This is a genomic window from Rathayibacter sp. PhB127, assembly GCF_003751665.1.
Taxonomy (GTDB): domain Bacteria; phylum Actinomycetota; class Actinomycetes; order Actinomycetales; family Microbacteriaceae; genus Rathayibacter; species Rathayibacter festucae.
In genome coordinates, this window is record NZ_RKHW01000005.1 from 39,747 (window position 1) to 53,688 (window position 13,942).

The following is a 13,942-nucleotide window of genomic DNA, read 5'->3' on the forward strand; positions in this document are numbered from 1 at the left end:
GGCGTGTCGCGCTCATAAGTGGCATCTCGCGGACCGTGGCCGCAGGCGCAGCGCGGGAGGGGGCTCTCGCCTACGCTCGTGCGGGTGGAGAACGCGCGTGGAGGCAGGCTGAGCAGTGAGCTGACGGAGTGGGCGGCGCCCGCGGCGCTCGCGGGGCTGCGGGACGAGTACCTCGCCTTCCTCGCGGAGCACGGCGACGCGGCCCTCGAGCGGGACGGCGGCCCCGAGCACGTCACCGCGAGCTGCTTCGTGCTCTCGCCCGCACTCGACCGCGTGCTGCTCTGCTACCACCGCAAGGGCCGCTTCTGGGTGCAGCTCGGCGGGCACGTCGAGTCGGCCGACGTCTCCGTCCCCGCCGCCGCCGAGCGCGAGGCCCGCGAGGAGAGCGGCCTGTCGGCCCTCACCCTGCTCGGCGACGTCCCGCTCGACCTCGACCGGCACGGTCTCGGCGGCGGCTTCGGCCGCTGCAGCGCGCACTGGGACATCGGCTACGGCGCGATCGCCGACCCCGCGCAGCCCTTCGCCGTCAGCGACGAGAGCGACGCCCTGGCCTGGTGGCCGGTCGACGCCCTGCCCGAGGACGTCCCGCCCGGCTTCCCGGAGCGCCTCGCCGGTGCGCTGGCAGCGGCCCGCCGGCTCTGACGCCTCGGCGACGCACCCTCGACCGCCCCGATGCGGCACGATGAACGCATGCCCGACCCCGCGCGCCCCGTCGTCGTCCTCGCCGGAGCGAGCGGCTTCCTCGGCACCGACCTCGCCCGCCGCTTCGAGGCCGACGGCTGGACCGTCCGCCGGATCGGCCGCTCCGGCCCCGACGCCCGCTGGGGCGACACCGCCGCGATCACCCGGGCCCTCGACGGCGCCCGCCTGCTGGTCAACCTCGCGGGCAAGAGCGTCGACTGCCGCTACACGCCGGCCAACCGCGCCGAGATCCTGCGCTCCCGGATCGACACCACGCAGGAGCTGCACCGCGCCGTCGCGGCCGCCGCGACCCCGCCGCCGGTCTGGATGAACGCGAGCACCGCCACGATCTACCGCCACGAGGAGGAGCGCGCCAACACCGAGCGGGACGGCGTGCTCGGCGAGGGCTTCTCGGTCGACGTCGCACGCGCCTGGGAGGAGGCCTTCTTCGCCGGCGAGACCCCCGGCGTCCGCCGCCTCGCCCTGCGGATGACGATCGTGCTCGGCGACGGCCCGGCCACCGGCATCCTGCTGAAGCTCGCCCGCCTGGGCCTCGGCGGCCCGCAGTTCGACGGCCGCTGGCCCGCCACCCGCGCCCGGCGCGCGGCCGGCGTGCACCACGAGTACCGCCCCACCCGCGGCCGCCAGCACTTCAGCTGGATCCACGTCGAGGACGTCCACCGCTCGATCCGATTCTTGGAGGAGCAGCCCCTCGACGGCCCCGTGAACCTCGCCGCACCGAACCCCAGCGACAACACCGAGCTCTCCCGTCTCCTGCGCGCCGCGGTCGGCCGGCGGATCGGCCTGCCCGCCCCGCGCTTCGTCCTCGAGCCGGCGACCTTCGCCCTGCGCACCGAGTCCGAGCTGCTGCTGAAGAGCCGCTGGGTCGTCCCCGGCCGCCTCGAGGACGCCGGCTTCGCCTTCGCCCACCCCGACCTCGGCGAGGCCCTCCGCGACATCGTCGCGACCGCGCGCTGACCCCGGGCCGGGACCGCCCGCCCCGTCCCCGCAGCGTCGCTACCCGATCACCCGGGTACTCATCGCACGCGCTCGGATGCTAACGTCACCATGCCTGCAACGGCGCGGATCACCGTGTCGCGACACGAGGCGGCCCTGCGCTCCGTGAACGGTCACGGATCATCGCGGCGCCGCCGACTCCGCCGGGCACCGCCGACGAAGGAAGCAGCGCACCGTGGGATCCAGCGACAGCACGGCCCGGCGAACCGCGGCCGGCAGCGTCGAGGTCCGTGCCCGGCGCGTCGACGGGACGTCCGTCGGATTCCGCGCCGTGCTGGTCGCGACCGGCGACGGCCGCCTCGTCGTCGCGGACAGCACTCCCGTCCCGACGGGCTGGCGGTTCACCGGCGCCGCGGACGAGCTGCTCGAGGTCCGCCTCCCCGCCCGCCCCGAGCTGCGCGACGTGAGCGTCGTCTACACGACGACCCTCGACAACCTCGACCACGTCGTCGTCCCGGACACCGGCCGCTGGCACATGAACAGCAGCCACCCGATCTCCGCCTGGCGCTTCAGCGGCGACCTGCAGGTGCGCGCGAACTCGCTGAAGACGCCGGTCTACGTCTTCGAGCGGCTCGGCGGCGGCGTCCACGGCGTGGGTGTGATCGCCGCGCCCACGGAGATGGACATCACCCTGCACGAGCCCGCCTCGAACCGGGCGCTGAACGTGCACTTCCGCCGGCTGCGGGTGGAGTTCACGCTGCTCCACCTCGCCGACACCGCGGAGGCCGGTGACGACGGCGAGGCCGTGCACCGGTTCTGGATCGCCGTCCTCCCCGCGTCGCAGCACGCCGACTGGCGCTCGGTGCTGCGGCGGTTCTCCGCCTGCGAGCGGCTGGCCCTGGACGTGCGCTACTCCACCCGCCCCGAGGCGCTCGAGCCCTACTGGTGCACCTGGGTCGACTGGAGCTCCGAGCACGTCACGCAGGAGCTCGTCCTGCGGAACGCCCGCCTCGCCGCGGAGCTGGGGATCCCGAACATCGTCATCGACGACGGCTGGTTCGGCCGCGGACTGGACTCGAGCTACGACGTGCCGATGGACATCGGCGACTGGACCCCTGATCCGGTCAAGTACCCGGATCTGCCGTGGCTGATCGAGTCGATCCACGCGCTCGGCAGCCGGGTGATCATCTGGTGCGCCCCGCACGCCGTCGGTCCCGCCTCCGCGGCGTTCGGGCGGGTCGGCGACCTCCTCGTCCAGGACGCTCTCGGTGCCCCGATCCTGAACCCGACGATGTTCTACTCGCTGTGCTTCCGCAGCGAGCGCGCCCGGCGGGTCATGGTCGACGTCGTGCGGGACCTCTTCCGGCGCCACCCGTTCGACGGCGTCAAGTACGACCTCTTCAACTGGCTGCCGTCCGAGGAGTGCGAGTCCCCCGAGCACGCGCACGACCTCGGCTCGACGATCGTCGGACTGCACCGCGTCCTCGCCGAGTGCGCGGCGATCACCGAGGCGCAGCCGCGGCCGGTCGTCGTCGAGATGAAGCAGGACTACGCCACCGCCGCCATCGCCGGGCTCGGCTCGGTCGTGCGCGGCGGCGACTCCCCGTACGCGTCGCGGACCAACCTCGTGCGGATGGACTACATCCAGGCCCGGGGGATGCCGGGGCTGAACGACTACCAGACCTTCCCCCGCTCGGCGTCGCCCGCCGAGGTGTGCGTCATCGCCCTGCGGATGGTCGCCGGGGGAGTCCCCGCCTGGGGACGCGACCTCACCGCGCTCGATCCGGGCCAGCGCGTCTGCCTCCTCCGCGTGCACCGCTGGTACCGCGCACTCCTGCACCACGGCGCCGGCGCCCACCGCGAGAGCGACCGGGACGGCGTGCTCCTGCTGTGCACGGACGTCGGCATCGTCCTGATCTGCACCGAGCCGGGCCGCGTCGTCACCGTGCCGGCCGACTGCTGCCAGATCGTGAACGCGACCCTCTCGACCGAGCTGGTCCTGCGCTCGGAGCAGAAGCGGACCGTCCTCGGCTCGCGCTCGATCCTCGCCGAGGTCTGCGTCCCGAGGCTGCGCTCCCTCCCGAGCGGCGTCCACCGCCTGGACCTCGGCACCGGGACCGTGCTCACGCTCGCCGTCGAGCTCCGGCCGCACCCCACCGACGCCGACGGAGGCACCCGATGACCGCCCGCACCCGCACCGCGCCCACCGGCCGCACCCTCCGCACCGCCCGGCCCTCCCCGCGCCGGCTCCGCCGCGCCCTCGGCGTCGCCTCCGTCCTCACTGCCGCCCTCCTCGCCACCGCCTGCACGGCGCCGGGCGAGGAGACCGTCGACGTCGTCATCGGCTACCAGTCCAGGACCATCAACACGGTGACGGCCGGCACGCTGCTCCGCGAGCGGGGCTTCTTCGAGAAGGCCCTCGAGGAGCTCGACGGCGGCGGCGTGCGCTACCGCGTGACCTGGCAGGACTACGACACCGGCGCCCCGATCACCGCGCAGATGCTCGCGGAGAAGGTCGACCTCGGCTCGATGGGCGACTTCCCCCTCGTCGTCAACGCGTCGACGACGAGGCCGCACGAGCGGGCGCGGACCGAGCTGATCGCGGTCACGGCGTACAGCATCGACGGCGGCCTGAACGGGATCGTCGTCCCCGCCTCCTCCGACGCCGACGGCATCGAGGACCTCCGCGGCGCCTCGATCTCCACGAGCACGGGCTCGGCCGGCGACGGCCTCCTCTCGCGCGTCCTGCGCGGCGCCGGCCTCGCCGAGTCGGACGTCACCCGGGTGAACCAGGCGCCGAGCGTCGGCGCGTCCGCCCTGACGGCCGGATCCGTCGACGCCGTCTCCCAGTTCACCTCCTGGCCCGGGCTGATGGTCCACGACGGCGGCGCCCGCCTCCTCGTCGACGGCGCCGCCACCCGCGCGCCCACCTTCCACGGCGTCGTCGTGCGCAGCGCCTTCGCCGAGGAGCGGCCGGAGGTCGTCGACGCCTTCCTCTCCTCGATGATCGAGGCGACCGCCTTCCTGCACGCCGATCCGCTCCGGGCGTCGACGATCGTCGCGGAGGAGACCGGCCTGCCGGTCGAGGTCGTGCACCTCTACAACGGGGCGAACGGCATCGCCACCTTCGACCCGACGCTGAAGCAGCCGCTCCTGGACGCTCTCGCGGAGGACGCCGAGTACCTCGACGCGTCGGGCGTCCCGGTCGACTTCGACGCCGGGTCCTTCGCGGACGACTCCGCCCTCCGCGCCGCCTGGGGCGACGGCTACGACGCGGCGGCCGAGTCGCTCGAGAACCCGGCGGTCCAGCTCGTCCGGGACGAGGACTGCCCGGTGACCGAGTGGGCCGCCGCGACCGCGTCCGAGGCGTGGCCGGCCGGCGAGGAGCAGACCGTGTTCCACGCGACCCCGGAGTGCCTCCTCGCGGCGCTCGCCTCCTCACCCCTCCCGCCGCGGGCGGCCTACGTGCCCGACCACAGCACGGGCACGCGCTGGTTCGCCGACCGGTCGGAGTGGGTCCACGTCCCCGGCGCGGAGGCGGGCCACCGCCTGCTGCCGTTCGCCACGCGCTCCGCGGCGCAGGGGTTCCTCGACGCGGAGCCCGGCGGCGAGTCGCTGACCTACGGGGAGGCGCTGGACCGTGCGCGCGCGCTCTGAGACCGCCGACGCGACCGCGACCGCGAGTGCGACCGGGATCGGGAGCGTCACCGCGCCCGCGTCGGCACAGCACCGGACCACGGCCCTGAGGATCGCCACGCGTCTGGGCACCGTCGCGCTCGCGATCCTGCTGTGGCAGCTGCTGACCACCGGCGGTGCGCGGCTCTGGCTGTCCTTCGGCACGCTGCCGCCGCCGACCGAGGTGCTCGCCGCGCTGCAGGCCCAGATCGCGACCGGCGCGCTCCACCAGGACGTGCTGGCGAGTCTCGGCCGGATCGGCGTCGGCGTCGTCCTCGCAGGCGTCCTCGGCACCGTCGTCGGCGTCGCGGTCGCCCGGAGCGGCTTCGCCGACGCCAGCATCGGCACCCTCGTGGCGATCGCCCGTCCGATCCCGGCCATCGCGCTGGTCCCGATCGCGATCCTGCTCTTCCCGACCAGCGAGCAGGGCATCGTGGCGATCACGTTCGCGGCCGCGTTCTTCCCGGTCGCGGTGAGCACCCGGCACGCGGTCCGCGCCCTGCCCGCGTCGTGGGAGGACGCCGTGCGCACGATGGGCGGCGGTCGCCTCCAGGTGCTGGCCCGGGTCGTCCTGCCCGGCGCGCTGCCCGGGATCGTCGCGGGTCTCTCGGTCGGTGTCGGCGTCGCCTGGGTCTGCGTCATCTCCGCGGAGATGATCTCGGGGCAGTTCGGCATCGGCTACCGGACCTGGCAGTCCTACACCGTCGTGGACTACCCGGCGGTCGTCGCCGGGATGACGGTGATCGGGCTGCTGGGCTGGCTGACCTCCGCGGCCGTCGAGCGGCTCGGCCGACGCGCGACCTCCTGGCTGCCGCGGGGCGACGCGTGAGCGGCGGCGAGGAGCTCCGGGTGGAGGAGCTCACCGTCACCCTGGCGGGCCGGCCCGTGCTCGCGGACCTGTCCTTCTCCGTCGGCGCGGGCGAGATCGTCACGGTCCTCGGTCCCTCCGGCTGCGGCAAGTCGACGCTCCTGCGCGTCCTCGCCGGGCTGCAGCCGGCCTCGGGCGGAGTCGTCCGGGCCGGCGGCACCGTCGTCACCGGACCGCACGCGAGCCGGGCGATGGCCTTCCAGGACGACGCCCTCCTCCCGTGGCGGACCGTGCGCCGCAACGTCGAGCTGCCGCTGCTGCTCCAGGGCGTCGGGCGCGCCGAGCGGCGGGCCCGGGTGGACGAGCTGCTGGCGAGCGTGGGCATGGCCGACTCCGCGCACCTGCTGCCCAAGCAGCTGTCCGGAGGCATGCGCCAGCGCGCGCAGATCGCCCGGACGCTCGTGGCCGACCCGCGCGTCGTCCTCCTGGACGAGCCGTTCAGCGCCCTCGACCTGCACAGCCGCGGGATCGCCCAGGACGTGCTCCTGCGGCAGTGGAGCCGCTGCACCCCGACGATCGTCTTCGTCACGCACGACGTCGACGAGGCAGTCCGCCTCGGGCAGCGCACCCTCGTGCTGTCCGCGCGGCCCGCGACGATCGCCCTCGAGCGCCGGCGACCCGAGGCTGCGCCGGGCGACGGCGACGAGCGGCTCCGCGAGTACGCCGCGAGACTGACCCGGGGCCTGGCCGCCGGACCCGCCGCCCCCGCCCTGCGCTTCGACCCCACCGGGTCCCCCGCCTCCGCAGTCCCCGCACCCGCGACCCCCGCACCCTCCGAGAAGAGCTGACCTCCCGTGCCGCAGAACCTGAGCATCGTCGTCCCCGCCTACAACGTCGAGGCCTACCTCCTCGAGTGCCTCACCTCCCTGGCGGACCGGGACGACGTGGGCGAGGTCGTCGTGGTCGACGACGGCTCGACCGACGGCACCCTCGCCCTGGCCCGCGCCTTCGCGGCGTCGCAGCCGCGCGTCACGGTCCTCAGCGAGGAGCACCGCGGCCTGAGCGCCACCCGCAACACCGGGGTCGCCGCCGCGCAGGGCGAGTTCCTCGCCTTCTGCGACGCCGACGACCGGGTGCCGCCCGGCGCCTACGACCACCTCCTCCGCGCCCTCGGCGCGAGCGGATCCGACTTCGCGTCCGGCGACGTGCGGCGCTTCGACTCCGCCCGGGTCTGGGCGCACCCGCGCTACCGCGACGTCTTCGCCGCGACCCGGCTCGGGACGCACCTCACCCGCGATCCCGCGCTGATCCTCGACCGGATGTCCTGGAACAAGGTGTTCCGCCGCTCGTTCTGGGACCGCTCGGGGCTGGCGTTCCAGCTGGCCGAGTACGAGGACGGCCCGGTCATGATCGAGGCGCACCTGCGCGCCGCGTCGGTCGACGTCGTCTCGGAGGTGGTCTACCACTGGCGCGTGCGCGAGTCCGGTCCGCACTCGATCACGCAGCGCCTGCACGAGCCGGCGAACGCGGCGGCACGGATGACCATGGCGGTCGAGACCGCGCTCGTCCTGCAGCGCCTCGCGCCGGAGCTCCTGCCGGAGCTGGCGCTGGACATCGTGCACGGCGACATGCGGGTCGTCGCGAACGCCGTGCAGCGCGGCACCGGCGACGCGATCGGGGTCGCCGTCGCGCGGGCCTGCGACTTCCTCGACCTCCTGCCCCCTGGGCTGCTCGACGAGCTCTCGGAGGAGGACGCGCTGATGGTCGCGCGGTTCCGGCGGAGCGACCTCGCGGCGATCCGCAGCGACGCCCCCGGCCACGACCCGACCGGACGGACCCCGCCGCGATGACGGCCGCGCGCGAGAGCGTCCGGCGGATCCTGCGGGCGAACCCGGACTACCGCCGCGTCTTCCTCGCCCAGATCGTCAGCCAGGGCGGCGACTGGTTCACGATGATCCCGCTGATCGTCCTGCTCCAGCGCCTCACCGGCGACGGCGCCCTCGGCGCGCTGCTGCTCGCGGCCGAGACCGCGGTCATCGCCGTGCTCTCGCTCTGGGCCGGCGGGCTCGTCGACCGCATGTCGCGCCGGACGGTGCTGGTCGTCGCGCAGGCGGGGTCGGCGCTCGCCGTGCTGCCGCTGTTCCTGCTGCAGTCGGCGGGGACCGCGTGGCTCGCGGTGCTCACCTTCGCGCTGCTCGCGGCGGGGAAGGCGTTCTTCACTCCGGCCGTGAACGCGATCGTCCCGCAGATCGTGCCGCGGGAGAGCCTGCTCGTCGCGAGCACCGGGCTGAACTCGGTCTGGGGAGTGATGCTCGCGCTCGGCGCCTCCCTCGGCGGCATCGCCTCCGCGCTCGTCTCGCCGTACTTCTGCTTCGCGATCACCGCCGGCGCCTACGGGTTCTCCGCGCTGCTGCTGCTCGGCCTGCCCGCGGCGCGCGGCGCCGAGCGCGGGGCGGCGCAGGGGGCGGGGTGCGAGGCCGGGCGCCGCGGAGGAGCGGCTCGCTTCGCCCGCGACGTCCGCGAGGTCGCCGCCTTCTGCCGCTCCGACCGAAGGATCCCGGCCCTGCTGCTGGCGAAGCCCGGCAGCCACCTCGGCAACGGCGCCATCGCGCTCTTCCCGGCGCTGGCTCTGACGATGGCGGCGGACCCCGCCGTCGCCGCGAGTCTCCTCTTCGCCGCGCGCGGCGTCGGCGCCGTGATCGGGCCCCGCGTCGCGCGGTTCGCGGCGGAGCGCTCGCCCGACCTGCGCGGCGGGATCGTCGGCGCCGTGCTCCTCTTCGGCCTCGGCTACGCCCTGGTGTCGATCAGCACCTCCGTCGTCCTCGCGATCGCCCTCGTCCTGATCGCCCACGTCGGGGGCAGCATGAACGCGAGTCTCAGCGGCTACGGCCTGCAGTCGATCACCGCGAACGACCTGCGAGGCCGCGTCTTCGCCGTCGACAACATGGTCGCCATGCTCGCGATCGCCCTCAGCCAGGCCCTGGTCTCGCTCGGGATCCTGCTCCTCGAGCCGCGCACCGTCATGGCCCTGTGCAGCGCCGTCGTCCTCGGTTACTCGGCAGCATGGTGGTCCGCGACCCGCCGCACGCCCCTGCGCACCGCCTGACCCCCTGCTGCCCCGCTCCGCTCTCCAAGAGTTGTCGTACCGGCGCCTCCGCTGCGACGACTCGTGAGGAGCCGTCCGCCGACGCCGCACCGACTCTCCAGAACTCGTCGTACCCGTGCGGCGGGTACGACAACTCTTGCGGAGCGAGCGAGCGAGCGAGCGGCGCGGGGCGTCAGCGCCCGGCGACGCGCAGCGCGATGTCGCGGCGGTACTGGCCGCCGTCGAGGGTGATCAGGTCGAGGGCGCGGTAGGCCCGCTCGCGTGCCTCGGCGAAGTCCGCGCCGCGGGCGACGACGTTCAGCACCCGGCCGCCGGTGGCGACGAAGCGGCCGTCGACCAGCTGGGTCGCGGCGTGCGCGAGGGTGACGCCGGGGACCTCGGCCGCCGCCTCCAGGCCGCCGAGGACGCGCCCGGTGGCGGCGTTCTCGGGGTAGCCCTCGCTGGCGAGCACGACCGTCACGGCGACGTCCTCCGAGAAGGCCGGCCACGGCACGGAGGCGAGCGCGCCGGTAGCCGCCGCGAAGAGCAGCGCCGAGAGCGGGGAGACCAGACGCGGCAGCACGACCTGGGTCTCCGGGTCGCCGAAGCGCGCGTTGAACTCGATCACCCGGATGCCGGCGTCGGTGACGATGAGCCCGCAGTAGAGGAGTCCGACGAACGGGGTGCGCTCGCGCTCGAGCTGGCGGATGGTCGGGATGGCGACGGTGTCGATGACCTCGTCGACGAAGGCACGCTCGCTCTCCCAGCGGTCCGCGAGCCAGGGGAGCGGGGAGTAGGCGCCCATGCCGCCGGTGTTCGGGCCCTCGTCGCCGTCGGCGAGGCGCTTGTAGTCCTGGGCGGGCGAGAGCGGGACGACGTCGTGGCCGTCGGAGAGGAGGAAGAGCGAGACCTCCTGGCCGGCCAGGAACTCCTCGATCAGCACGTCGCCCGACTGCAGCCAGAACTCGGCGTGCGCGACGGCGGCGGTGCGCGACTCGGTCACCAGCACGCCCTTGCCTGCGGCGAGGCCGTCGGCCTTGACGACGTAGGGGGCGCCGAACTCGTCGATGACGCGCGTCGCGTCGACGAGGGTCGAGACGCGGGTCGCCCGGCCGGTGGGGACGCGCGCCATGTCCATCACGCGCTTGGCGAAGGTCTTCGAGCCCTCGAGGGCGGCGGCCGCGCGGTCGGGGCCGAAGGTGGGGATGCGGCGGCGGCGCAGGGCGTCGGCGACCCCCGCGACGAGCGGGGCTTCCGGGCCGATGACGACGAGCTCGATGCCCTGCTCGGCCGCGAAGTCGCTGACCAGGCGCGGGCTGTTGGTGTCGAAGTGGATGACCTCCACGTCGCGCGCGATCCCCGCGTTGCCGGGGGCCGCGATGATCTCGTGCGCCTCCTCCTCCGCGAGCAGAGCGGTGATGATGGCGTGCTCACGGGCACCCGAGCCGAGGACGAGGATCTTCACCCTGACAGGATAGGCCCGCCCCGGAGCGCCCCCGCCCGCCGCGCGCCCCGTCGCCGCGCGCCCCGCCCCCACCTCCGCGAGATGCCACTTGTGCACGCCTTCTGCGGCGTGTCGCGTGCACAAGTGGCATCTCGCGGAGCCGCCGGGCACCGGCGGGCACCGGGCGGCACGGCAGACTGGACGCATGGCCAAGGGGAAGATCGACGAGGCGACCGGGCAGGACGCCGTGCGGGCGGCGCTCGCCGGCGGGGCCGACCGCAACACGACCGCGACCGCCGTGCGCTTCCTCCTGCAGATCATCGAGACGAACGTCCCGGGCCGCAGCGTCGAGGTTCGCGTGCCGCCGTTCGGTGCCGCCCAGTGCGTCGAGGGCCCGGGCCACACCCGCGGCACTCCGCCCAACGTGATCGAGATGGACGCCGCCACCTGGCTGCCCCTCGCGACCGGCTCCCTGCCCTGGAGCGAGGGCCTCGCGAGCGGCCGGATCCACGCCTCGGGCGTGCGCGCCGACCTCTCGCTCTACCTCCCGCTGCTCCACGTCCGCCGGCCGTCGGCGAATTAACATCTCGTAAACGCACCGCCGCCGCCCCGATCGACGTTTGACGGGCAGGCCCGCGTCGGGTTGTCTGGGAAAGTTCCCCCACTGCGGCAGGAGTTCGCTCCGAATCGCCGCTCGATGCTTGGAGACCTCCTAAAGATGCGAAGCACTACCCCCGGCCGTCGCGGCCTGACCAGACTCCTCTCCGTCACCGCCGTCAGCGCGGTGGCCGGAGCGGCCCTCCTCGGAGCGGCTCCGGCGATGGCCGCCGACGAGCGCGTCATCGACGTCTACACGATGAACGACTTCCACGGCCGTCTCGAGGCCACTGCCGGCTCCTCGGTCGCGCAGAGCACCGCGGGTGCCGCCTCCATCGCCTCGGCGTTCTCGACGCTGAAGGCCGAGAACCCCGCCAACTCCATCCTCGTGTCGGCGGGCGACAACGTCGGGGCCTCGACCTTCACCTCGCTGGTTCAGGACGACAACCCCACGATCGACGCGCTGAACGAGATCGGTCTGAGCGCCACCGCGGTCGGCAACCACGAGCTCGACAAGGGCCGCGAGGACCTCGACGAGCGCATCATCCCGCGCTCGGACTACGAGTACATCAGCTCGAACCTGCTCGAGAAGGACACCCACGAGCACGCCTACTCGCCGTCCTACGTCCAGGACTTCGATGGAGTGAAGGTCGGCTTCGTCGGCGCGACCACGGAGGACCTGCCCTACCTGGTCAGCCCGGACGGCATCTCGACGCTCGACGTCGCCTCGATCGTCGACTCTGTCAATGAGGAGACCGCCCGTCTGCACGACGGCGTGGACGAGACCGACGACGCCTCCGTGCCCGTCAAGCAGAAGAACCTCGAAGCCGACGTGGTCGTCGTCGTCATGCACGAGGGGGCCGCATCGCCCACCGTGAGCTTCACCGACCAGGAGTCGGTGTTCGGGAAGATCGTGAACGGCGTCGGTCCGAACGTCGACGCGATCGTCTCGGGCCACACCCACCAGGTCTACGACCAGGACGTCACGATCGGCGACAAGACGCTTCCCGTCCTCCAGACCGGCAGCTACGGGACCTACCTCGGTCACCTCGAGATGACCGTCGACGCTGACACGAAGACTCTCACCTCGATCACGTCCGACCTCGTCGACCTCCTCCAGCCGGTCGAGGTCACGGACGCCAAGGGCGTCGTCTCGACGGTCTACCAGCCGATCTACACCCCCGAGTCCACTCCCGAGGGCACCACGGTCGCCGCGCTGGTCGCTGACGCCGTCGCCGTCGCGGATGTCGAGGGCGCGGTCTCCATCGGCTCGGTCACCGGAGACGTGCGCCGCGGAGTGCAGTCGGACGGCACCGAGAACCGCGGAGCGGAGTCGACGATCGGCAACCTCGTCGCCGACGCGCAGCTCTGGGCGACGCAGGAGGACCTCGGAACCCAGATCGCCTTCATGAACCCTGGCGGGATCCGCCAGGACATCACCTACGCCTCCAGCGGTGAGGGAGATGCGGACGGCAACGTCACGTACCGCGAGGCCGCCGTCGTCCAGCCGTTCGCCAACACGCTGGTCACCGAGACGCTGACCGGCGCTCAGATCCGCCAGGTGCTCGAGCAGCAGTGGCAGCCCGGCAAGTCGCGGCCGGAGCTGCACCTCGGCATCTCCGCCGACCTGTCGTACACCTACGACCCGACGGCCGCCGTGGGCTCGCACATCACCGGAGTCTTCTACCAGGGAGCGCCGGTCGGCGACGACGAGACCTTCAAGATCGTGACCAACTCCTTCCTCGGCGCCGGCGGCGACAACTTCACCGCGCTGGGCACCGGGGCGGACAAGGCCGATTCCGGTCGCAGCGATCTGAACGCCTTCACCGAGTACATGGCCGAGTTCTCGCCGGTGACGCCGGACCCCGCCTCGCGCTCGATCGGCATCGTCGACACCAGCGTCGAGGGTGCGGAGACGCTGTCCTACGAGCTGTCCTCGCTCGACGTGAACAACTCGACCGTCCGCGACGACGAGGTGCAGGTGCTGATCGACGGCGTCCAGGTGGCGACCGCTCCGATCGACCACACCGTCGTCGACACCACCGACGAGCAGGGTCGCGCGTCGGTCGGCTTCTCGGTCGCGGAGCTGTCGGCCGGTGACCACGAGCTCGAGTTCGCTCTGCCGGTCACGGGTGTCTCGGTCGTGTCGACGCTCACGGTGACCGAGGCCGCAGGCCCCGGCGTCACCCCTTCTCCTGAGCCGACCGAGACCGTCATCCCGACGACCCCGGCGACGACGGCTCCTGCCGTGCCCGGCGCCTCGGGCGGCTCGACCGGTCACCTCGCCGCGACCGGCGTCGACGCGACTCCGGCCTTCGCAGCCGGTGCCGCGGCGCTGCTGCTCGGACTCGGCATGACCGTGGCGCGCCTGCGCCGCCGCACCGCCGCGAAGTAGCACTCGCACAGGAGAGGCCCCGCGGTTCGCGCCGCGGGGCCTCTTCCGCGTTCACGGGTGCGGTGGTCGACGGCATGACCCTCGAAACGCGAGAACGCCGCCTCCCCGGAGGGGGAGACGGCGTCGGAACGCGATGAGGTGCTGTCGCGGAGCGCGGGGCTCAGTGGCGGACGGGGACCTGACGGTATCCGTCGCGGCTGGCGACGAGCACCGTCGACACCGTGCCCCATGCGGCGACGGCACCGAGGACGACGAGGATTGCGATGCTCATGAGTGTTCTGCCTTTCGTTGCTCCGACGT

11 protein-coding genes are annotated in these 13,942 nt (G+C 73.5%); 10 read left to right on the forward strand and 1 reads right to left on the reverse strand.

Annotated elements, in window-relative coordinates:
* Nucleotides 1–84: 84 nt before the first annotated feature.
* The 8 genes from EDF22_RS18435 to EDF22_RS18470 all read left to right on the forward strand — a co-directional run bounded on the left by EDF22_RS18435 (nucleotide 85) and on the right by EDF22_RS18470 (nucleotide 9,227).
* A complete protein-coding gene (locus EDF22_RS18435) occupies nucleotides 85–642 on the forward strand; it encodes an NUDIX domain-containing protein (protein ID WP_260303553.1) in 558 nt (185 codons plus the stop codon).
* A gap of 48 nt (nucleotides 643–690) precedes the next feature.
* Nucleotides 691–1,659, forward strand: coding sequence for an epimerase (locus EDF22_RS18440; protein ID WP_123706291.1), 969 nt, complete (start codon nucleotides 691–693; stop codon nucleotides 1,657–1,659).
* 214 nt (nucleotides 1,660–1,873) lie between these two features.
* The gene (locus EDF22_RS18445; protein WP_123706292.1) at nucleotides 1,874–3,820 is read left to right on the forward strand and encodes an alpha-galactosidase; all 1,947 of its coding nucleotides are present in this window, start codon (nucleotides 1,874–1,876) and stop codon (nucleotides 3,818–3,820) included.
* A complete protein-coding gene (locus tag EDF22_RS18450) occupies nucleotides 3,817–5,295 on the forward strand; it encodes an ABC transporter substrate-binding protein (protein WP_123706293.1) in 1,479 nt (492 codons plus the stop codon). The genes EDF22_RS18445 and EDF22_RS18450 overlap by 4 nt, the downstream gene beginning before the upstream one ends.
* Nucleotides 5,279–6,142, forward strand: a complete 864-nt coding sequence (locus tag EDF22_RS18455) for an ABC transporter permease (protein ID WP_221180971.1) — start codon at nucleotides 5,279–5,281, stop codon at nucleotides 6,140–6,142. The genes EDF22_RS18450 and EDF22_RS18455 overlap by 17 nt, the downstream gene beginning before the upstream one ends.
* Nucleotides 6,143–6,162: 20 nt before the next feature.
* Complete coding sequence (locus EDF22_RS18460; protein WP_221180972.1) at nucleotides 6,163–6,969, forward strand: ABC transporter ATP-binding protein; 807 nt, start codon at nucleotides 6,163–6,165, stop codon at nucleotides 6,967–6,969.
* A gap of 6 nt (nucleotides 6,970–6,975) precedes the next feature.
* The gene (locus EDF22_RS18465) at nucleotides 6,976–7,971 is read left to right on the forward strand and encodes a glycosyltransferase family 2 protein (RefSeq protein ID WP_123706295.1); all 996 of its coding nucleotides are present in this window, start codon (nucleotides 6,976–6,978) and stop codon (nucleotides 7,969–7,971) included.
* Nucleotides 7,968–9,227 carry an MFS transporter gene (locus EDF22_RS18470; protein ID WP_123706296.1) on the forward strand — a complete coding sequence of 420 codons (1,260 nt, stop codon included), beginning with the start codon at nucleotides 7,968–7,970 and terminating at the stop codon, nucleotides 9,225–9,227. The genes EDF22_RS18465 and EDF22_RS18470 overlap by 4 nt, the downstream gene beginning before the upstream one ends.
* Nucleotides 9,228–9,399: 172 nt before the next feature.
* Here the strand turns inward: EDF22_RS18470 and purD are convergent, their stop codons facing one another.
* Complete coding sequence (gene purD / locus EDF22_RS18475) at nucleotides 9,400–10,671, reverse strand: phosphoribosylamine--glycine ligase (protein WP_123706297.1); 1,272 nt, start codon at nucleotides 10,669–10,671, stop codon at nucleotides 9,400–9,402.
* A 184-nt stretch (nucleotides 10,672–10,855) separates the two neighbouring features.
* On the opposite strand from purD, the gene EDF22_RS18480 reads away from it, so the two are divergent.
* A complete protein-coding gene (locus EDF22_RS18480; RefSeq protein ID WP_123706298.1) occupies nucleotides 10,856–11,233 on the forward strand; it encodes a sterol carrier family protein in 378 nt (125 codons plus the stop codon).
* 135 nt (nucleotides 11,234–11,368) lie between these two features.
* Entirely contained in the window at nucleotides 11,369–13,642 is a 2,274-nt protein-coding gene (locus EDF22_RS18485) for a bifunctional UDP-sugar hydrolase/5'-nucleotidase (RefSeq protein WP_123706299.1), read from the forward strand.
* Nucleotides 13,643–13,942: the final 300 nt, after the last annotated feature.